Source organism: Synechococcus sp. N26 (genome assembly GCF_900473975.1).
Taxonomy (GTDB): Bacteria; Cyanobacteriota; Cyanobacteriia; order PCC-6307; family Cyanobiaceae; genus Parasynechococcus.
This window is the reverse complement of record NZ_UCNM01000010.1, coordinates 175,401-194,901: the sequence shown is the minus strand read 5'-3', so window position 1 is coordinate 194,901 and position 19,501 is coordinate 175,401. Positions and strand designations below refer to the sequence as shown.

The 19,501-nt window shown below is 62.4% G+C and carries 19 protein-coding genes; 6 read left to right on the top strand and 13 right to left on the bottom strand.

Features of this window, described 5'->3' with window-relative positions; genetic code table 11:
• Positions 1-82: 82 nt before the first annotated feature.
• Positions 83-1,825 (top strand): NADPH-dependent assimilatory sulfite reductase hemoprotein subunit, encoded by a 1,743-nt coding sequence (locus DXY33_RS08760; protein ID WP_115132812.1) that lies wholly within the window; start codon positions 83-85, stop codon positions 1,823-1,825.
• Here DXY33_RS08760 and DXY33_RS08755 read toward each other — a convergent pair.
• From DXY33_RS08755 to DXY33_RS08705, 11 genes are all read right to left on the bottom strand, one after another.
• Positions 1,789-2,490, bottom strand: a complete 702-nt coding sequence (locus DXY33_RS08755) for a M15 family metallopeptidase (RefSeq protein ID WP_115132556.1) — start codon at positions 2,488-2,490, stop codon at positions 1,789-1,791. The two genes, DXY33_RS08760 and DXY33_RS08755, sit on opposite strands and share 37 nt — an antisense overlap.
• A 22-nt stretch (positions 2,491-2,512) precedes the next feature.
• On the bottom strand, positions 2,513-5,029 hold the full coding sequence (recG, locus tag DXY33_RS08750) for an ATP-dependent DNA helicase RecG (protein ID WP_115132555.1): 2,517 nt from the start codon (positions 5,027-5,029) through the stop codon (positions 2,513-2,515).
• Positions 4,984-6,105 carry a hypothetical protein gene (locus tag DXY33_RS08745; RefSeq protein WP_115132811.1) on the bottom strand — a complete coding sequence of 374 codons (1,122 nt, stop codon included), beginning with the start codon at positions 6,103-6,105 and terminating at the stop codon, positions 4,984-4,986. Before DXY33_RS08745 ends, recG begins: the two co-directional genes overlap by 46 nt.
• A gap of 5 nt (positions 6,106-6,110) precedes the next feature.
• Positions 6,111-6,773: a translation elongation factor Ts gene (gene tsf, locus DXY33_RS08740; RefSeq protein ID WP_038555235.1), complete on the bottom strand. Its 663-nt coding sequence runs from the start codon at positions 6,771-6,773 to the stop codon at positions 6,111-6,113.
• A gap of 84 nt (positions 6,774-6,857) precedes the next feature.
• Complete coding sequence (gene rpsB / locus DXY33_RS08735; protein ID WP_006850376.1) at positions 6,858-7,574, bottom strand: 30S ribosomal protein S2; 717 nt, start codon at positions 7,572-7,574, stop codon at positions 6,858-6,860.
• Between the two features lie 130 nt (positions 7,575-7,704).
• Positions 7,705-8,637 carry a glycosyltransferase family 2 protein gene (locus DXY33_RS08730; protein ID WP_115132554.1) on the bottom strand — a complete coding sequence of 311 codons (933 nt, stop codon included), beginning with the start codon at positions 8,635-8,637 and terminating at the stop codon, positions 7,705-7,707.
• A gap of 91 nt (positions 8,638-8,728) precedes the next feature.
• Entirely contained in the window at positions 8,729-8,884 is a 156-nt protein-coding gene (locus DXY33_RS08725) for a hypothetical protein (RefSeq protein WP_006850288.1), read from the bottom strand.
• Positions 8,885-8,920: 36 nt separating this feature from the next.
• Positions 8,921-9,598 (bottom strand): DevA family ABC transporter ATP-binding protein, encoded by a 678-nt coding sequence (locus tag DXY33_RS08720; RefSeq protein WP_115132553.1) that lies wholly within the window; start codon positions 9,596-9,598, stop codon positions 8,921-8,923.
• Positions 9,598-10,767, bottom strand: coding sequence for an ABC transporter permease DevC (gene devC, locus DXY33_RS08715; RefSeq protein ID WP_115132552.1), 1,170 nt, complete (start codon positions 10,765-10,767; stop codon positions 9,598-9,600). Before devC ends, DXY33_RS08720 begins: the two co-directional genes overlap by 1 nt.
• A complete protein-coding gene (locus DXY33_RS08710) occupies positions 10,764-11,660 on the bottom strand; it encodes an HlyD family efflux transporter periplasmic adaptor subunit (protein WP_115132551.1) in 897 nt (298 codons plus the stop codon). The genes devC and DXY33_RS08710 overlap by 4 nt, the downstream gene beginning before the upstream one ends.
• Positions 11,660-12,403 (bottom strand): phycocyanobilin:ferredoxin oxidoreductase, encoded by a 744-nt coding sequence (locus DXY33_RS08705; protein ID WP_115132810.1) that lies wholly within the window; start codon positions 12,401-12,403, stop codon positions 11,660-11,662. Before DXY33_RS08705 ends, DXY33_RS08710 begins: the two co-directional genes overlap by 1 nt.
• A gap of 18 nt (positions 12,404-12,421) precedes the next feature.
• On the opposite strand from DXY33_RS08705, the gene DXY33_RS08700 reads away from it, so the two are divergent.
• Both DXY33_RS08700 and DXY33_RS08695 read left to right on the top strand, forming a co-directional pair.
• Positions 12,422-13,705, top strand: a complete 1,284-nt coding sequence (locus DXY33_RS08700) for a pitrilysin family protein (protein WP_115132550.1) — start codon at positions 12,422-12,424, stop codon at positions 13,703-13,705.
• Complete coding sequence (locus tag DXY33_RS08695; protein ID WP_115132549.1) at positions 13,702-14,958, top strand: pitrilysin family protein; 1,257 nt, start codon at positions 13,702-13,704, stop codon at positions 14,956-14,958. Before DXY33_RS08700 ends, DXY33_RS08695 begins: the two co-directional genes overlap by 4 nt.
• Here the strand turns inward: DXY33_RS08695 and DXY33_RS08690 are convergent.
• Positions 14,955-15,182: a DUF3148 domain-containing protein gene (locus DXY33_RS08690; RefSeq protein ID WP_006849608.1), complete on the bottom strand. Its 228-nt coding sequence runs from the start codon at positions 15,180-15,182 to the stop codon at positions 14,955-14,957. The genes DXY33_RS08695 and DXY33_RS08690 overlap by 4 nt on opposite strands.
• A 56-nt stretch (positions 15,183-15,238) precedes the next feature.
• Here DXY33_RS08690 and DXY33_RS08685 point away from each other — a divergent pair, with 56 nt between their 5' ends.
• Genes DXY33_RS08685 through DXY33_RS08675 form a run of 3 tightly spaced genes read left to right on the top strand, consistent with a single transcriptional unit; the run spans position 15,239 to position 17,935 of the window.
• Positions 15,239-15,808: a biotin transporter BioY gene (locus DXY33_RS08685; RefSeq protein WP_115132809.1), complete on the top strand. Its 570-nt coding sequence runs from the start codon at positions 15,239-15,241 to the stop codon at positions 15,806-15,808.
• A complete protein-coding gene (gene lspA, locus DXY33_RS08680; RefSeq protein ID WP_115132548.1) occupies positions 15,805-16,311 on the top strand; it encodes a signal peptidase II in 507 nt (168 codons plus the stop codon). The genes DXY33_RS08685 and lspA overlap by 4 nt, the downstream gene beginning before the upstream one ends.
• Positions 16,312-16,345: 34 nt before the next feature.
• Positions 16,346-17,935 (top strand): YcjF family protein, encoded by a 1,590-nt coding sequence (locus DXY33_RS08675; RefSeq protein ID WP_115132547.1) that lies wholly within the window; start codon positions 16,346-16,348, stop codon positions 17,933-17,935.
• Positions 17,936-18,056: 121 nt separating this feature from the next.
• Here DXY33_RS08675 and DXY33_RS08670 read toward each other — a convergent pair whose 3' ends face one another.
• Entirely contained in the window at positions 18,057-19,466 is a 1,410-nt protein-coding gene (locus DXY33_RS08670; RefSeq protein ID WP_115132546.1) for an aminotransferase class V-fold PLP-dependent enzyme, read from the bottom strand.
• Positions 19,467-19,501 lie beyond the last annotated feature (35 nt).

The window sequence follows — 19,501 nt, the reverse complement described above, 5'->3', positions numbered from 1 at the left end:
GTCAGAGCCGGAAACGACTGTATTGGAAGCCGTTTCGCTACGTTCAAATCAAGAAATCCTTTTCAGGGTGGGGGAAGGCTCCTTGGCAGTGGCGGAAACAGGAACTCAATCGCTGTCCAAGGCGGAGCAGCGCAAGCTGGACAGCGACCATCTACGCGACCCGTTGTTGAGCGAGCTCAGCAACGGCGATGTTCGCTTCACGGAAGATGCCGTTCAACTGCTGAAGTTTCACGGCAGCTACCAACAGCACCACCGCGAATTGCGCAAGACGGACAAGGTTCGCAGCTGGCAGATGATGCTGCGGCTGCGCAGTCCGGGCGGACGCATCCCTGCCCGACTGTTCCTCGCACTCGATGACCTCTCCAACCGCCTTGGGGACGGAACTCTGCGGGCCACCACCCGTCAGGCCTTCCAGATGCACGGCATCGCCAAAGCCGACCTGAAAGAGGTGATCGGCACCATCGTTCGCAACATGGGCTCGACCCTGGCGGCCTGCGGGGACATCAACCGCAATGTGATGGCACCACCAGCTCCTTTTGAGAAAGGCGGCTATCCCGTGGCACGGCGCCTGGCCGATGAAATTGCTGATCTGCTCAGCCCCGAAGCGGCCGAGGGGGCCTATCTGGACCTCTGGGTGGATGGTGACCTGAGTTATCGCTTCAAGCCCAGCCGAGCCGTTCAGAAGGCCAGAAAGCGCCAGAGCGAGGGCGGCGTTTTTTCCGGCAGCACTGAGGAACCTCTCTACGGGGACACCTACCTACCCCGGAAATTCAAGGTGGCCGTCACCGTGCCGGGGGACAACTCTGTTGACCTGCTCACCCAGGACATCGGCCTGGTGGCCTTCACCGACCCCTCCGGCGATCTGCGGGGCTGCAACGTCTACGTGGGCGGTGGCATGGGCCGCACCCACAACAAGGAGGAGACCTTCGCCCGCACGGCGGATCCTTTGGGTTACGTCGATGCTGCCGACGTTCTGGATGTGGTTCAGGCGATCCTGGCGCTGCAACGGGATCACGGTGATCGGGAGGTGCGCAAGCACGCCCGCATGAAGTATCTGCTGCACGACAAGGGAATCCAGTGGTTCCGCGACACCCTGTGCGCGACGTACTTCAAGGGAAGCCTCAAGGGGCTGCGCAATGAGCCCAAGGCCAAACTTTTGGACTATCTCGGCTGGCATCGCCAGAAGGCAGGGATGTGGTTCGTGGGACTTCCCCTGCTCTGTGGCCGCCTGAACGGAGATCTCAAGGCAGGGCTGAGGGAGCTGGTGGAGACCTACCAGCTGGAGATTCGCCTCACCGCCAACCAAGACCTGCTGCTGTGCAACATCGGCACCTCCCAGCGAGCCAGCATTCGAACCCAGCTGGAAGCCCTCGGGTTTGAGGTGCCTGAAGCTCCAGCACCTCTGGCCAGGCATGCCATCGCCTGCCCAGCTCTACCCACCTGCGGGCTCGCCATCACCGAATCTGAGCGCATCCTTCCGGATGTTCTGGATCGCCTCGATGCCCAGCTGCGACGGCTCGAGATTGAAAAGTCCCTGCTGGTGAGGATGACCGGCTGCCCCAACGGCTGTGCCCGCCCCTACATGGCGGAGCTGGGCTTGGTGGGCAACGGTGTTAACCAGTACCAGCTGTGGCTCGGCGGCACCCCAAATCTCCAGCGTCTGGCGCGCCCTTACCTGGAAAAACTGCCCTTGGATGATCTGGAGACAACCCTTGAACCGCTCCTCCTCAGCTGGAAAGCCGCCGGTGGACGTCGCAGCTTCGGGGACCACATCGAGAAGCTTGGTGATCAGGAAGTGAGCGCGCTGTTGACGGCCTCGGCGTAGACCGCCACAGCTGCACCTTTTCGCCAGGCCCAGAGCTGATCACCGAACGAGTAGTGCCACCACTCGTTCGGATGCTGGGCAAAACCGGCTGCTCCCATCACTTCAGCCAGCAACTGCCGGCGTTGATGCCAGCGTCGAGCTTCGGAATCCTGCCGACCGGCGTAGTGCTGCGGTTCAGACACCGCACCAATGGCATCAATCTCTCCCCCCATGGCCAGCGGCGTTCCATCGCTGCTGCTGAGGGTGAGATCAACAGCCGCACCGGTGCTGTGGGGAGGCGGGGTCGCAAGATCCCGACTGGGAGCAGCCCAGAAGCGCCCCACATCGGCCACCACCTGATCGAAGGCATGCCCTGAGCGTGCTTCCACGCCGCGTTCACGGCAGAGTTCCGCAATGCTGTGGTGCACCATGAAGGCCTGCACGGCGATCGGCCGCCAGGCATCAAAAATGCTCAAGCGCAGGCGGGGATCGTGCTCGACCAGCTGCTGCTGAGCATGAAGCAGGCGCTGAACGACCCCCAGGCGCAATTGAAAGGGATTCCCCGACGTCCCATAGGGCGCCCCCAGCGCCACGTACGGGTGAGGTTCCATCCGCAACAAAGCGGGAGGCAGCGCTTGCAAAGGCTCGCCGCAATCTTCGATCGGAATTGAACTCCAGGGGCGCATCGAATCGCGGCTACGGGATGGATCAGTTCAAGGGGGTGCCACCGCTGAGGCGACGCTGCTGGGCCTCCAGGGTCTCGCGCAGCAACGGGTGCTGCTTGAGCTCAGGATCGTTGTTCAACAGCTCCTGGGCGGCTGTTCGTGCGTCCTCCAGCACAGCACCATCATCGGCAAGGCTGGCCAGGGCCAGATCAGGCAGGCCCGACTGTCGGGTTCCCAGCACCTGGCCCGGCCCCCGCAAGCGCAGATCCATCTCGGCGATCTCGAAGCCATCGGTGGAGCGCACCAGCACATCCAGACGCTGGCGGGCCAGGGGATTGGAGCTGCCATTGATCAACAGGCAATGGGAGGCAGCGGCGCCACGGCCAACGCGCCCCCGCAACTGATGCAGCTGCGCCAGGCCGAAACGTTCGGCATGGTCGATCAACATCACGCTGGCTTCGGGCACGTCCACGCCCACTTCCACCACCGTGGTCGAGACCAGCACCTGAGTCGTGCCAGCAGCGAAATCGGTCAGCACTGCCTGCTTTTCAGCACTGGAGAGACGCCCATGCAGCAAACCAACGGCTAGATCTGGGAACACCTCCGAGGCCAATTCAGCGTGAACTTCAACGGCTGAGCGAAGCTCGAGCTTTTCAGACTCGTCCACCAGAGGCAGAACGACATAGGCCCGCTGGCCCAGCTGCACCTCCTCACGAATCAACTCATAGGCCTTCTCGCGCTTTGCGGCCGTGAGCATGCGGGTGCGAATCGGTGTTCGCCCTGGCGGCAATTCATCGATCTGGCTGACATCGAGATCCCCATGCATCGAGAGCGCCAGGGTCCGAGGGATCGGTGTTGCCGTCATGGTGAGCAGATGGGGCTGCAAGCCCTTGTTGAGCAGGCGATCCCGTTGATGCACACCGAAACGGTGCTGTTCATCCACCACCACTAGCCCCAGGCGGTTGAAAACGACAGGATCCTCGAGCAAGGCATGGGTGCCCACCAGCACCTTCAGCGAACCGTTGGCCAGGTCATCCAGCAGCTCCCGACGGCGGGGCCGCGGCGTGGATCCCGTCAGCAAGGCGACGCTCACATGGAGCTGCGGCAGCCACTGACAGAGGTTGCGGTAATGCTGCTCGGCCAACACCTCCGTTGGGGCCATCAGGGCCCCCTGCCAGCCCGAGGCAATGGTGCTGAGCAACGCTGCAATGGCAACCACCGTTTTGCCCGAGCCCACGTCACCCTGCACCAGACGGGCCATGGGTTCGCTGCGCGCCAGATCGGCTTCGATCTCCTGAAACACCCGTTGTTGGGCTGCAGTGAAGCGGAAGGGCAAAAGATCCATGAACTCCCCCACAAGCCCATTGGTACTGGATTGGAGATCCAGGTCAGGGCCCGTCCGGGAGCGCAGCGTCTGGCGTCGGCGCAACAGACCGAGCTGCAGGAGCAGAAACTCATCGAACACCAGCCGGCGCCGTCCCCGATCGAGGCTCTCGCGGTCCTTGGGCGCATGCAGGGCCTGCAGCGCCTCCGACAGTACCGGCAGCTGGAATTGCCGCAGCATCGCGGCAGGGAGAGGATCAGGCCACGATGCCGCGAGGGGCAGAACCTGATCGATCAGGCTGCGGAACCGATCCGCGCCAACCCCTTCGGTGAGGGGATACACCGGGAGAAGCCGGCCGATGCTGGGGGATTTGACCGGAGACGAGGGGCTGTCCAGCACCTCGATCAACGGATCCTGAAAGGTGATGCCGTAGGGGCCGTCTTTCACTAGACCACTGACGGCCACGGTGGCACCAACGGGGTAGAGACGCTGCTGGCCTTTGAGGTAAGCCGGAGAACTGAAGCGTTTGCCCGCCAGGAAACGGCTCACCTTCAGGCGACCGGTCGGGTCCTGCAGCTGGAGCTCAATGATGGCGAGGTTGGTGTTCCGTGGGCTGACGAATCCGTTGCAACGGCGAATCGTGGCGACGATCGTGGCTGTTTCCCCTGACACCAGCGCCTCAATGCGGCGCATCGCGGAGTAATCGACATGATCACGGGGGTAATAGCGGAGCAGGTCACGCACCAGAAGCAGGCCGATCGAAGCCAGCCGTGCCGCGAATTTTGGACCCACACCACGGATCTGAGTGATGGGACTATCGAGCTGCAGTGGTGAGCTAGCACGCTGCTTGGGCGACGCCTGAACCTTGAGGCGTGGCGGTGCCATCGGAGCCGAGGGTTCCAGGCGATGGCGCAGCTCATGCAGCCACTGACGGGCATCGGTGACCAAGCGACGGCGGGCAGGATCAGAGAGCTCCGGATAGTCGGCAAAGCCAGAGCTGAGCTTGGACATGCGTTCACTGACCCCCTGGGGGAAGGGAACGGCCGGAGGCGCTGCGAGTTGCTGCTGCAGAAAGGTATGAAAGCGCTGCTGGCGACCCTGCAGATTCTGAAAACCACGGTCGGCCTCCAAGCCCAGCGAGCGCTGAAGGGGAAGCATCCAGGTGAGGAGCAGCGACAGCTGCTCGCTGGTCAGTCCCCGCTCAGCTGCTGCGTTGAATCCGATGGGGTCTGCCAATGGGTCCGGGCCTCACGATCCAGGGAGCGACGCTGCCAATGACGCTGCTGCCGCACCATTGTGAGCAGAGCATGGTGGTGAGCGCGCAATCGTTTGCGGCACTGACGCAGACGTGGGCTGTCGAACTCCAGATCGTTGCTGCGTAAGAGCACACAGAGCACATCCATGCCCTGGTCGAGCTCACCGACGGCCAGAGGGAGGCGCAGGCGAAGCACGTTCGTGGCGGTTGGCTGCGTTTCGACCTGCCCCTTCAGGACAGCATCCAGAAGGCTGATGGGAAGGAGGGTCTGGGCCAGTCCTGACCGCAGCATCTGCACATTCACCGCATGGGACAGGTTGCGAAGGCGTCGCTCAAGCGCCTGATCCATGGCCTGGATCCAGTGCAACAGCGCATCCGGTTCATCCGGGAGAAAGTGTTCGTTGCCGTCCAGCGAAGGATCAAGAACAGCACCGGGATCACGGGGCTGTTGGGCCTGCTGCATCGCATCACCGGCCAGCTCGAACAGTGAGCGGAGCACATCCAAATCACCCGAGGATTTGTTGTCTGCGGCTTCAGGGACGGGTTCTTTAACGGGATCCGGGGAAGCCGTCCTCGGGGGGGATTCAAGCGGTGAAGCCAAGCTCAACTGAATGGATCCGCTCGGTTCGTCCCGTGGGAGCTCAGACGTGGGTGGCTCGGGTTCAGGCGCACTCTCCTGGGACTGGCGACTGAGCTTCTGCAGCATGTATCTGCTGGCATGGGCCTGTTGGCGCCGTTGCTCCTGCTGCATCTGCCGCACCAGCTGCATCAGCTGCTCAACTGTGAGCAGAACGCTGCAGCGGTCGATCAGGTCTGTGACCGCTGCATGGAAATTCTGACGGGTCGACTCCGGCAGCCGACCAAAACGGGAGGGATCAACCTCACCGAGAAGATTGAATAGGGCCTGACGTGTGGCTCCTTCCAGCAGTTCCCTCAGCACCTGAAGATATAGAGCCTGCTCCCTGTACAGGGCGACGGCCCGCAGCCGGCACAACCGTTGAAGGCGTGCCAGCTGTTCTGACGGGTCGTAAGCAGGCCTGACGTCCGGGTCGGACAAGGGAATCAGCCGGCGTTCTGCATGGACGCCACTTCAGCAGCGAAATCGTTCTCTTCCACCTCGATGCCCTCGCCCAGGGTGTAACGGGTGAAGCGACGAACTTTCACGTTCTCGCCGATCTTGCCAGCGGTTTGCTTGACGAGGTCAGCAACGGTGATGGAGCTGTCCTTGATGAAGGGCTGCTCCATGAGGGCGAGTTCCTTGAGGCGCTTGCCGATGCGGCCCTCAACGATTTTTTCCTTCATCTGCTCAGGCTTGCCCTCGAGATCGTCACGGCCCATCTCGATCGCCTTTTCCCGCTCACGGATCTCGTCGGGAATCTCGTCGGTGGTGACGTACTCAACGTTGGGGCATGCCGCCACCTGCATGGAGACATCACGCAGCAGCGACTGGAACATGTCGCCCCGGGCCACGAAGTCGGTTTCGCAGTTCACCTCAACCAGCACACCCACGCGGGCACCGGTGTGGATGTAGCTGCCGATGGCACCCTCTGCGGCGGTGCGGCCGGATTTCTTTTCAGCGCTGGCGATGCCTTTCTGGCGAAGCCACTCAACAGCCTTGTTGGCATCGCCTTCCGTGGCGGCCAGGGCCTTTTTGCAATCCATCATCCCCGCGCCGGTCTTATCGCGCAGTTCTTTGACAAGCTTGGCGGATACGGCAGCAGCCATCGGTCGGAGCAGTGAGAAGGGAAATTGAATCGCCGCCGATTCCCTGATTGGAATCAGCGGCGTGAACTTAGCGGTGAGAGGAGATCAGCCTTCGCTGTCGCCACCACGCTGATCGTTGGAACCGTGGCGGCCCTCATTGATCGCATCGGCCAGACGGCCCAGGATCAGTTGCACAGAACGAACGGCGTCGTCGTTGCAGGGAATCGGCACCTCACAGAGGTCCGGATCACAGTTGGTGTCCAGCATGGAAACCAGGGGGATGTCGAGCTTGCGGGCTTCGAGCACCGCATTCGACTCACGACGCTGGTCCACCAGGACCACAACATCGGGAAGGCGACGCATGTTCTTGAGGCCACCCAGATACTTCTGAAGACGCTCGAGTTCGCGACGCAGCACCGCACCTTCCTTCTTGGGGCGCATGGCGATGGCGCCGCTGGACTCCATCCGCTCCAGATCCTTGAGACGGTCGATCCGGGCCTTCATGGTGGTCCAGTTGGTGAGCATGCCGCCCAACCAGCGCTGGTTCACGTAAGAGGCTCCGCAGCGGGCGGCTTCCAGCGCCACAACTTCAGAGGCTTGCTTCTTGGTGCCAACGAAGAGGAAACGCTTGCCGCTGCGTGCCGCAGAACGGGTCCACTTGTAGGCGTTGTTCATGCAGACGGCGGTCTGCACGAGGTCGATGATGTGAACGCCGTTGCGCGCGCAATAGATGTAGCGCGACATCTTGGGGTTCCAACGACGAGTCTGGTGCCCAAAGTGGGCACCTGCCTCCATCATCTCGGCGAGGGTGACAACAGCCATGGTTTGAGGGTTTCGGGTTCGCCTCCACCTGCCAGGGACCTGAACAACCAGCAGGAGCTGGTCTCACGGTGCACCCGAAACGGGCAGGTGTGCGGAGTGAAAGGACCTAAAGAAGGTATCAAAACGTTGATCAGCGAAGCCCTGCCGCTCTGGCTTCACGGAACAGGGCACGCACACCGATGCGATTGAGGGGCAAACGAAGCAACTCCATCGCCATTCCGGGATAGCCATGCCGGATCAGCCAACGGAGCAGCGGGCGAAGGCTTGAGGGGTTGATCAGCCCAGCGAGGGTGAGAACTTCCCAAAGGATGCGATGGAACCAGGTGAACTGGATGATCAACCGCACCCGCCTGGTGGGATGTTTGCGGTAAAAAACAAGCCCCATACGGGCCCGTTCACCCTCCACTTCCACAAGTCGGGGGATCTGGTCGAGACTCAGGGCGGGGTGCCAGTGATAGCCGACAGCGTCCGGGCACTTCACCAACTCAACCCCCATCCGCCGCAGACGCTCACCCAGTTCCAGGTCCTCCCAGCCGTAGAGGCGGAAACCGGTGTCAAACAAGCCTGAGCGCTCCAGCACCTGCCGATCGATGGCCACATTTCCAGTGGCGAAATAAGCCCAGGACAAGTCTCGTAATTTGTGGCGCTCCGAGCAGGGTGCTTCGAAGTTGGCGGTGTTAATGACAGCGCCGTAGGTGAAGCAGAGCCGATCACCGCGCCGTTGCCAGCACTGCTGCAACGCCCGTGCATGGGTGGCCAGAAAGGTTTCTGTGACCACCAGATCGCTGTCGATGAAGACGATCACATCGCCACGGGCGTGATCCACACCGCGGTTTCGGCCCTCGGCAGGACCACCGTGCTCCTGCTCGATCAGGCGCACATGGGGAAAACGCTGGGACTGCTCGCTCAGCCATGACGGCGTTCCATCGGTGGAACCGTCGTCAACCACAACAACCTCGTAGTCCTGAAGAGCTCCAGCAAGCTGCTGATCTTCCAGTGCCGAGAGGCATTTCTCGAGGATCGGGCGTCGGTTGTAGGTCGGAATAACGACGCTGACGAACATCGCGACGGCCGATGCAAATGCCCACCCACCCTACGAACAACAAAAAAGGGGCCCGCAGGCCCCCTTTTTGATGCATGGTCTGATCCGTTGATCAGTCGGCGGCACCACCGTTGTTGGCGGTTCCGGTCACACCGTTACCAGCGCCTTCACCACGGCCATCGTTCCGCATCTTGCGCTTCTTGAACTTGCGGGCGTAGGCGCGGTTCCGCTCCTGCTTTTCTTTCTTCAGGTTTCTGCGCTTGGCCATGCGGGACTGCGGGCACTGATGTCAACTTTCATCGTACTAAACAGCATTCTTTAATCGCCCGTCCTCCATCTGAAGCAGGCGATCGGCCACATCAACGATGCGCGGGTCATGGGTCACCATCAGCACCGCGCAGGATTGTTCACGGGCGAGTCGGCGAAGCAGCTCCACCACCTCCCGGCCCGTACGGCTGTCCAGGGCAGCGGTGGGTTCGTCAGCCAGGAGAAGGCGGGGGTTTGCGGCAAGGGCACGGGCAATGGCGACCCGCTGCTTCTGTCCACCGGACAAGTCATGGGGGACTTTGGCCATGTGGTCCTCCAGGCCAACGGCACGGAGCCACTGACGAGCCTCATCCCGGCGCGCCCTGTAACTGAGATCAGGCAGAAGATCGGCTCCCATCTGCACGTTCTGTTCAGCCGTGAGGCAGCGCAGAAGGTTGTGCCCCTGAAAAATCATTCCAATGCGCCGGCGCACCTCCTGGCGGCGCCGACGGCCTGCACCATGTAGGGACTCACCAAGCACCGACACCTCACCCTGCTGAACCGTCCGCAAGGCGCCGATCAAGGTGAGCAGTGTCGTCTTGCCACAGCCCGAAGGACCGGTCAGCAACACCACTTCGCCCGGCTCGATACTGAAGCTGATGTTCTGAAGAACCGCGCGGCGCATCTGCCCTTGGCCGAAAGCGTGGGAGAGGTTGTCGACAACAACAGCTGCCATCAGAAGATCTCCGCAGGGTCTGCATCGATGAGACGACGCATGGCCAGGAACGACGACAACATGCACATCACCAGGATCATCACCAGAACGGTCAACGCCCGGGACAGATCCATGCCGACGGGCAGCTTGGTGGCGTCACGAACGAACCAGTACAGCCCCTGACCGGCCATGTAGGCAGGGACGTACCCCATCGCCGCCAGATAGAAACCCTCACGAACCACCACTCCCAACAGATGGCTGAGGCGATAGCCCATGGCCATCAAAGTGGCGTACTCCGGCAGGTGATCACTCACATCGGTGTACAGCACCTGATAAACGATCACGCAGCCCACCACGAAGCCCATGGCGGCGCCGAGCGTGAAGATGAAACCGATGGAGGTGCTGCTCTTCCAATAGTTCTGCTCGAAATCGATGAAGCCCTGCTTGGTCAGCACCGAAACATCCTTGGGCAGTCGCTGTCTCAATCGGGACACCACCTGCTCAGGATCCGCGCCAGGCTTCAACCGCACCAGACCCACTTCGATCGCCCCAGGCGGCTTCTGAGGCATCAGATCGAGGAACGTCTCCGTGCTCGTGAGCAGGTTGCCGTCGGCACCGAAGCTGGTGCCCAGGCTCACCAGACCCGCCACCCGGACGCGGTTGCCAGCGATCTCTGTTTCCACCACATGGCCATCGCGATACCAATCGGCAATGGGTCCGAATTCAGGACGTGACAGCTGATCGAAGAGGATCCGCCCCTTCTGCTTGAGAGCGTCAGTTTTCTCAGCCAGGGAGGGATCGACAAAAAAGGGGTCGTCGGGATTGAAACCCAAGGCCAGGATCGACCGGTTGCGCCGCGTTTCCGGGTTCCGCCACAGCATCAGCCCCCAATGCACCGGGGTCACCCCATCGACGTCTGGATCAGCCAGGGTCTGAACCAGCCGCCGCCTTGGAAAGGCCTCCATGCTCACGGAGCTGGCAGAGCGGGGACTGATCAGAACAACATCAGCATCGAACAGCCGGTGCGCTGTGACGCTGGCGTCAAAGAGGCCATCACGGAATCCAAGCTGCATGAACATCAGAATTCCCGCGAAACTGATGCCAGCAAGCGCCACCAGCAAGCGAACGGGCTGGCGCGTCAGCAACAGCCAGGAGAGGGGAATCCGACGCCCCCGCCAGAACCGGTTCATGGATCGAAGCGGGCGATCACCTTCAAACCCGCCAGACGACTGACCTTGGCGGCATCTTCAGGGTTCAGCACCACATCAACCATCACAACGCGGGCGTCGGCATCGCCGGTGGGATCGGTGGAGAGAACAGACCGTTGTTCCACCTGCGGGCTGATGCGCAGGACGCGCCCGACGAGTTCACCTCGGAAACCACCGTTCTCGCTGATGAGGCGCACGGACTGGTCGAGACGGATCAGGGAGATGTCGGATTCGTAGACCTCGATGCTGGCCTGCATCGCCTGATTGGCCCCCACATCCATCACCCCCTCTGCACCAGGGCGCTCGCCTGCACGGGCATGCAGCTTGAGCACAACACCATCAAGGGGCGAGATCAGCTGACTGAGCACAAGGTCGGCCTGAAGCCCTTTGCGCTCCGCCAGGGCCTGATCCCGCTGTCCCTGAAGACGAACCAGCTCTTCAAACTTGTTGTCCACCAGAGTCAATTCGGCCGCACCCCAATCGGCGGCTCTGCTGAAGCGCTCTACCTCAAGGGCCTGAAGCTGTATCTCCTGATCGAGGCTGCGCAGCTGCGCATCGACGCGCTCCAGATCAGCGAGCAGTCCATCCCGGTGATCGAAGGACGCCAACACCTGGCCGGTCTTGATCAGATCACCCTCATTCACATTGAGGGCTGCCACCCGGGGTGTCCCCGCCATCCCCGCATTGGGAGCCGCCAGATTGCGGATGTCCCCGGCGGGCTCCAGCTGCCCCAGGGCCGCTACCGCTTCGGGACGAACCGTGGGTGCAGCCGTCGGTTCAACCGGCTTGGGTTCGGGCGTCGGCCGCAGCAACCAGCCGCCGATGACCGCGATGACCAAACTTCCAGCCAGAACAGACCAGCGCTTGGGGGTCATCAGAGTTCCGGAGGGTTGTCGAACAGAAGCATGTCGATGTAGCGATCGGCCCAGGCTGAATCGAAGGCCTTCTCGAGCACGCGGCGGGTCTTGTCGTTGCGTTTCTGCTGAAGGCAATAGTTCAACTGACCCTCGTACCGGCGGACTGTAGTGAGAGCCGTGGACGGTTCGGGAGTCGCCTCGATCACGCTGGTGGCCATCACCTGCAGGTAATGGCTCACCAGTTCCTGAAAGGCTGCTTCCTCGTCAGCACCATCGGGGCGGATGAAGCACACCTTGTTCGAGAAGATGGCTGATCCCCAGGCCGGCAGCTCCCGAACCTGACGGAACGCCGGCCATGGCCTGGCATCAAGCCGCTGGATCAGCTGCTCCGGCAAGGCATCGGAGGTGGGGGACAGATCGACGATCGCGGCAGAGATGCCTGCAGGGCCGGCCACGATGTCGGCCCCGAAGATCGGCAGGTCGTAGTGGGGATCGGGGAACCAGACGCTGTGGAGGATCTGCAGGCCGTTGCCGAGTCGCGCAACCTCCAGATGAAGTTTGCGAAGGCCGATGCAGCGAAAAAGCTCGTTGCCGATCGATAGGCCCTCGCCATCGAGTTGCCCCTGGATGAAGCGCAAATCCTCATCGCAGGGGAGGATCTGCAATCCGGGCAATCCCGCCCAGGCACTACGGATCGACGCCGCCAAGGCCTGCACGAGGGGATGCTGTCCTGGCGGTGGAGCCAGCGGCTTGGGCTGCATCAAAGGGGCAGGCACAGAATGGAACTTTGCCACGCAGTTCTGAACCTTCCGTTCTCCGGTCCCCCACTGGACCATTGGACCCTTCCCAACGGAGTGCGCTGCGTGACGGCGGACATGCCGGATGCACCCCTGACCTGTCTCGATCTCTGGTGCCGTGCCGGCAGTGCCAGTGAGCAGCCAGGGGAAGAGGGCATGGCCCATTTCCTGGAGCACATGGTGTTCAAGGGAAATGAGCGGCTGGCCGCAGGGGAATTCGATGAAGCCATCGAAGCTCTGGGGGGCAGCAGCAATGCCGCCACAGGCTTTGATGACGTTCACTTCCACGTGCTGACACCCCCGGATCGAGCCCGCGAAGCGTTGGATCTGTTGTTGGAACTGGTGTTGCAGCCAAGCCTCGAGCCTGACGGGTTCAACACGGAACGGGGGGTGGTGCTTGAAGAGATCGCTCAATACGCCGATCAACCCAATGAGCAGGTGCTGCAACTGCTGTTGAGCAAGGGCTGTGACCAGCACCCCTACGGCCGACCCATCCTGGGTACCCCCCGCAGCCTGGAGGCCATGACGCCCGAGGCCATGCGGGCGTTTCATCAGCGGCAGTACCGCGGTTCCAACTGCTGTCTGGCGATGGCCGGGCCTTCGTCAGCGGAGCTGCGCAGTGCCCTGGGTTCCTCGGCTCTGGCGGACCTCCTGGATGCGCCTGAGCCCTCATCACCGTCATCGCCACTGAGCGTGCGTCCTGGACGCGAAAGCGTTGTTGTGGACCGGCTCGAATCCGCCCGACTGCTGATGCTCTGGGAAGCTCCACGGGCCCAGGATCAAACAGGCGTGATGGCCGCTGATCTCGCCACAACCCTGCTGGGGGAAGGACGACGCAGTCGTCTCGTGAACCGCTTGAGGGAGGAACTGCAGATCGTTGAAAGCGTGTCGATGGACCTCTCGGTTCTGGAGCAGGGAAGCCTGATCACGCTGGAGGTGATCTGTCCAGACGAGCATCTGGAGGCTGTGGAAGACGAGGTGAACCTGCAGCTGCGCGCCATGGCGGAAGAGCTCGTCAGCGATCAGGAGCTGAAACGGGGCCAGCAGCTGGTGAGCAACGGACTGCGCTATGCCTTGGAATCGACGGGCCAGGTGTCTGGGCTCAGCGCCAGCCAGACCCTCTGGGACCGGCAGCAGGATCTGCTCCATCCTCTTGCTTTCCTGCCGCCATGGACGGCCGAGCGGCTTCGCTCAGACCTGTTCCCAAGGCTTCAACCCGAACAGGCGTTTGTGCTGACCGCCCAGGCAAAGACGAAAGACGGATGAGCAACCCCGAACTGCTGATCGAACCGGTCTCAAGCCCGGGGATTCTGGCCGCGAAACTGCTGCTTCCTTTCGGCAGCGCCGACGACCCTGCAGAAACACGGGGTGCCCATGACCTGCTGGCATCTCTGCTCAGCCGCGGCTGTGGACGACACAACCACGTTGACCTGGCGGACCTTGTTGAGGGATGCGGAGCAGATCTGCGCTGCGATGCCCAGGAAGATGCGCTCGTGCTGAGCCTGCGCTGCACGGTGGAAGACGCGGAACAGCTCCTGCCCCTGCTGGCCCAGATGGTTCGTTCCCCCCGGCTTGAGCCTGGCCAGGTGGCCCTTGAACTTTCGCTCACAATTCAGGCCTTGCAACGGCAGCGGGAGGATCCCTTCCATTGCGCCACGACCGGATGGCGGCAGCTGACCTATGGCAACGGGGGCTACGGCCACGACCCGATGGGCATCGCTGAAGAGCTGGATGATCTGGATCGGGAAGCACTTCTCCCCCTGGCCGAGCGGCTACCGAGGGCATCGAGCGTTCTCGCCCTGGCGGGCAGCGTCCCACCGCAAATCATCGACACGATTGGCTCCCTTGATGACTTTCGCGACTGGCCAGAAGGGAGCGGCAACGATCGCTCAGGCCGCCGTCCCTACGCCGAAGCGGTAGGAACCGAAACGATCCAGCTCGAAGCGATGGACACCGAACAGGTGGTTCTGATGCTTGGGCAGGCGACGCTGGGGCATGGACACCCGGATGAACTGGCGTTGCGACTGTTGCAGTGCCATCTGGGCGTGGGGATGTCTAGCCTGCTGTTCCAGCGCCTGCGGGAAGACCATGGCGTGGCCTACGACGTGGCCGCCCACTTCCCTGCCCTGGCAGGACCGGCGCCCTTTGTGCTGATGGCCTCGAGCGTGGAGGAGCGCTCAGAGCTCGCGCTGGACTTGCTGCTGAACATCTGGGACGAGCTGAGTGAGCAACCCCTCAGTGAAGCCGCACTCGAGCTCGCACGGGCCAAGTACATCGGTCAGCTCGCCCAGGGCCTGCAGACCTGCTCCCAACGGGCAGAGCGACGGGTTCAGCTGAAGGCCCAAGGGCTCCCCGACGATCATGACCAGCGCTGTGTGCGGGCTCTTGCGGAACTGACACCGACGGATGTGCTCCATGCCGCCCAACGTTGGCTGAGGGAACCACGACTCAGCCTGTGCGGAACCTCCGCTGCACTGAAGCAGCTCGAACGACGCTGGGATCGGCGGGACGCTGCTTAGTCCACCTCAGCTGCATCCACCGGATCCAGCCGATCGAGGGGGATCAGAAACGTGCCCCGGCGAAAACGCACAGCAACCGTGTCCATCGGATGAAGTGCAACCACTTCGCCTACTTCACCGGCGGCCACCAGATCCGGCGGCCGCAGCATCGGCATCGGATCCGCCGACTTGAGGTACGGAAGCTGCTGCGACAGGCGCAGCTGATCACCAATCGATACCGACATCTGGACTGGGCAGGATCTGCATTGTCGAGCAGGATGGGCCGAGTTGAGTGAGTGATGTGAGGGCTCTCGCCTCCTGGTGTGGTGCCCTGGCGGGTCTGCTGGCCATCCTCATCGGTGGTCTTGTGCCGGCCGCGTTGTTCCTGCCTGCTCCCGAGCCGATCCTTCTCCCCCTGCCGGTCACGTGGCAGGTGCCAGCGCTGCTTCTCTGCGCCATGGTCAGTGGCCCGCGTGCCGGCGTGATGGCCGCTGTTGGCTATCTGAGCCTGGGATTGTTCAGTCTGCCGGTGTTCCATGGCGGTGGAGGGCTGAACTACGTGCTTGAACCGGGTTTCGGCTACCTCGCGGGCTTCGTGCCCGCAGCCTGGCTCACCGGTCGACTGGCGCAGCAGGACGGCATGGATGACCTGCCCAGACAGTCGCTCTGTGCCCTGGCAGGGCTGCTCGTTCTCCAGATCTGCGGGATGCTGAATCTCGCCCTCGGGGCACTGCTTGGGCGATGGAGCCTTGATTTTCCCGAGCTGCTGATGCAGTTTTCAATCGGTCCGCTACCGGCTCAGATGCTGCTCTGCATCGGTGCAGGATTCCTTTCAATTGTGCTGCGTCGGTTGCTGATCATCGAGCCATGACGAGACCACTTCCACGTCGCTCAACCCTGGTGATTGCCCTAGTGATCGTGGTGGTGGATCAGCTGAGCAAGGCGGCGGCCTCGAGCGTTTTGCGAGAGGGTCAATCCCTACCCCTGCTGCCACATCTGCTCTCGCTGCAATTGGTGCACAACACCGGCGCGGCCTTCAGTGTTCTGCAGGGCTCCACTGCCCTGCTTGGGCTGCTCAGCTTGGGGGTGGGCATCGGGCTGATCCTCTGGATCTGGCATGAACGGGTGCTGCCGTTCTGGCAGGCCCTCGCCGCAGCGGCGCTTCTAGGTGGAACCGTGGGCAATGGGATCGACCGTTGGCGTCTGGGCCACGTGGTGGATTTTCTGGCCCTCGAACCGATCGATTTCCCGATCTTCAACGGGGCGGATGTCGCCATCAATCTCGCCGTTCTCTGCTTTGCCATCGACCTCTGGACCCGCCGGGGGGACAGCAGCCTCCGTGACAACAGCCTCCGTGACAACAGCCGTGGCTGACCCAAACTTGCCCTGAGGCTGGTGTGACGCAGGCATGAAACGCCAAACCCGGTTGCTGATCGGTCTCGCCGTTGCCTTTGTGGCACTCGTGCTGATCGGCGCTGCCGTTCAGACCATCCGCAGCCTGCTGTGGGATCTGAGTTACTTCCTGCCTCCCTGGTTGCTCACGCCGGTGCTGCTGCTGGGGTTCGCGCTGATGGCCGCCCTGGCGGTGCAGGTGGGTTGGCCGATGTGGAAACGCCTGAAATCACGCCCAAGCCAACAACCACGCCAAGCCACCCCGGCTCCACAGAACCGGCGGGATGCCGCGACCACCAGCCTCGGCCATGTGGATCGTCTGATCGAACGCATTCAGGACGACATCAGTCGCCGCAGCCTTCAGAACGAACGCGACCGGGTCGCCGAGGAACTGAAGCGAGGCGATCTGGTGGTTGTGGTGTTCGGCACTGGATCCAGTGGCAAGACATCGCTGATCCGTGCACTGCTCAATGAAATGGTCGGCGAAGTGGGAGCGCCCATGGGCGTGACCAAAACCAGCCGCGCCTACCGGCTGCGTTTGAAAGGCCTGGAGCGTGGTCTTCAGCTCGTGGACACCCCAGGAATCCTGGAAGCCGGAGACGAAGGACTCAGCCGGGAGGAAACAGCCCGTCGTCGGGCGGTTCGTGCCGATCTTTTGATCGTGGTGGTGGATGGGGACCTCAGAGCCTCGGAATACGCCGTCGTGACCTCGCTCGCCGGGCTCGGCAAGCGGCTGCTCCTGGTGCTGAACAAGCGGGATTTACGCGGAGTTGACGAGGAGAAAAGGCTCCTGCAGGTGCTTCGCTCCCGTTGCCAGGGACAGCTCAACGCTGCTGATGTGGTGGCCTGCAGCGCCTCTCCTCAATCGATTCCTCAACCCGGCCGTCGCCCGCTGCAGCCGCTGCCTGACGTCAGCGATCTGCTGCAGCGCCTCGCCGTTGTGCTGCACGCCGAGGGGGAGGAATTGATTGCCGACAACATCCTTCTGCAGTGCCGATCCCTCGACAGCCGCGGGCGTGACCTGCTGAACGACCAGCGGTCTCGGGAAGCCAAACGCTGCATTGACCGCTACAGCTGGATGGGAGCGGGGATTGTCGCTGCCAATCCGGTGCCAGGGGTGGATCTGTTGAGCACCGCAGCGGTGAATGCCCAGATGATCCTGGAGATGGCCAAGATCTACGGGGTCGAGATGTCCCGTGATCGCGCCAAGGATCTGGCCCTGTCCCTTGGACAGACCCTGGGCAAGTTGGGCATCGTCAAAGGTGCCATGAGCTTGCTGGGAACCAGCCTGAGCCTGAGCTTGCCCACTCTGGTGCTGGGGCAGGTGCTCCAGGGGGTGGTGACCGCATGGCTCACCCGAATCGCCGGAAGCAGTTTCATGCGCTACTTCGAACAGGACCAGGACTGGGGTGACGGTGGCATGCAGACCGTGGTTCAACAGGCCTTTGAGCTCAACCGACGGGAACTCTCACTGCAGCGCTTTCTGGCCAGTGCCATGCGGCAAGTGGTTGAACCGCTTCAGCAGTCTGCGGCGGGACGTCTTCCCCCCCGGCCAGGGCCTCAGCAGGAGGGGGAAGCATCGGCCCCCGGGCATCCAGAACGGTGATCAGAAGCAGATAGAGCACACCAATCGCCACGGAGATCGCCCCGGTGACGATGGCAACCCAGCGTGAACCCTGCTGCTGTTCCGGCATCGGAGCATCTCGAACGATGGCGATTGTGAACGATCAGGCTGGAGCCAGCGATTTATTCAGTCGTCCCGACAGGTCGCTGAGGTGCTGAGCCGTGGTGTGGGGGTTTCCAAAAACCGCCTTGAGGCAGAAACGGTCGCCGTAGAACGGTCGCGACAGCATGTAGCCGTGAGACAGCAGCATTTGCCGGGTGTCTTCACTCCAACGGCCTGCTGCAGCAGCGTCTCCATGTTTGTAATGAAAGGCCAGCAGGTGCAGTTCACCCGCCAGCAACGTGAACTTCTCCGGGTCCAATTGGGCTGCGAAGGCGGTTCGCCGTTGCAAAGCTCCGCTGAGCGTTGCTTCGATGCCCGCCTCGCCCAACTGGCGCAGGCCCAGCCAAAGCTTGAGGATCTCTGCAGGTCGGGTGCCCTGCAAGCCGATCTCACCTCCGTGATCCATCCCCCTGGGCGCCTCCATGTAGGGCAATCCTGTTGAAAAGGCCTGACGCAGATGGGTTCGATCCCGAAGCAACAGCAGGGATGACGCCTTGGTGATGCCCAGCAATTTCTGGGGATTCAGCGTGATCGAATCGGCAGATTCCATGCCATCCATCAGAGAGGCATGGCGGGCCGTGAGGGCGAACACACCGCCGATGGCCGCATCAACGTGCAACCAGACCCCAGCATCACGGCAGAGGGTTGCCAGATCCGAGAGAGGATCAATGGCTCCACGCACCGTGGTGCCGGCCGTGGCCACCACCGCCAGACAAGGCCGCCCCGCCGCTTGCAGAGCTCTCAAACGCTTAGCCAAAGCCTCGAGACAAAGGCCACCATCCGCGGCCACGGGCAGCGTCTGAAGGGCATCATCCGCCAGCCCCATCACCTTTGCCGCCTTGTTGATCGAGACGTGAGCGTCTTGGCTGCACAGCAGCACAGGATCCCGATGGCTGGTCTTCAACGCCGCCCGTGCGGCCACCAGGGCCATGAGATTGCTCAGGGTCCCGCCGCTGGCCAGTACCCCCCCGGAACCGGCGGGCAGGCCAATCCTGTGGCAGAACCAGCGGCAGAGGTCATGTTCCAGGCCGGTCAGACCAGGCGAAAGCTCCTCGGCCAGGAGGTTGTTGTTGAGACCTGCACAGACCATTTCCGCCGCAATGGACGCGGTCAGCGGGGGCGGATCGAGATGGGCCAGAGCACCGGGATGGGACGGCTGATACGCCCCATCCATCACCTGCTGAAGATCACTGAGCAGCGATTCAATGCTGGCCCCATCAAGCCCTGGTGCCACGTCAGGCAAGGGCCGCATGACGGGGACCGGGCTTGATCGATCAGCGGAGCCGATCCAACGGCAGAGCAGATCCGAACTGCGATGCAGGAAGTTCTTCAGCACCGGGTCTTCGGCCGAGGGGATGGCGAACGGAGCAAGCCGATCCGGTGGGTGCTGAGACTCGGAACAGGCTTGCAACGGAGACCCGTGAACTGCACCGATCTTCGCGTCTC

Excerpts from the sequence above, each read along its gene's own strand:
- DXY33_RS08755 (WP_115132556.1), bottom strand. The coding sequence starts at position 2,490 with ATGCGCCCCTGGAGTTCAATTCCGATCGAAGATTGCGGCGAGCCTTTG.
- tsf (WP_038555235.1), bottom strand. The coding sequence starts at position 6,773 with ATGGCTGCTGCCGTATCCGCCAAGCTTGTCAAAGAACTGCGCGATAAG.
- rpsB (WP_006850376.1), bottom strand. The coding sequence starts at position 7,574 with ATGGCTGTTGTCACCCTCGCCGAGATGATGGAGGCAGGTGCCCACTTT.
- DXY33_RS08730 (WP_115132554.1), bottom strand. The coding sequence starts at position 8,637 with ATGTTCGTCAGCGTCGTTATTCCGACCTACAACCGACGCCCGATCCTC.
- DXY33_RS08725 (WP_006850288.1), bottom strand. The coding sequence starts at position 8,884 with ATGGCCAAGCGCAGAAACCTGAAGAAAGAAAAGCAGGAGCGGAACCGC.
- DXY33_RS08720 (WP_115132553.1), bottom strand. The coding sequence starts at position 9,598 with ATGGCAGCTGTTGTTGTCGACAACCTCTCCCACGCTTTCGGCCAAGGG.
- devC (WP_115132552.1), bottom strand. The coding sequence starts at position 10,767 with ATGAACCGGTTCTGGCGGGGGCGTCGGATTCCCCTCTCCTGGCTGTTG.
- DXY33_RS08710 (WP_115132551.1), bottom strand. The coding sequence starts at position 11,660 with ATGACCCCCAAGCGCTGGTCTGTTCTGGCTGGAAGTTTGGTCATCGCG.
- DXY33_RS08705 (WP_115132810.1), bottom strand. The coding sequence starts at position 12,403 with ATGCAGCCCAAGCCGCTGGCTCCACCGCCAGGACAGCATCCCCTCGTG.
- DXY33_RS08700 (WP_115132550.1), top strand. The coding sequence starts at position 12,422 with ATGGAACTTTGCCACGCAGTTCTGAACCTTCCGTTCTCCGGTCCCCCA.
- DXY33_RS08695 (WP_115132549.1), top strand. The coding sequence starts at position 13,702 with ATGAGCAACCCCGAACTGCTGATCGAACCGGTCTCAAGCCCGGGGATT.
- DXY33_RS08690 (WP_006849608.1), bottom strand. The coding sequence starts at position 15,182 with ATGTCGGTATCGATTGGTGATCAGCTGCGCCTGTCGCAGCAGCTTCCG.
- lspA (WP_115132548.1), top strand. The coding sequence starts at position 15,805 with ATGACGAGACCACTTCCACGTCGCTCAACCCTGGTGATTGCCCTAGTG.
- DXY33_RS08675 (WP_115132547.1), top strand. The coding sequence starts at position 16,346 with ATGAAACGCCAAACCCGGTTGCTGATCGGTCTCGCCGTTGCCTTTGTG.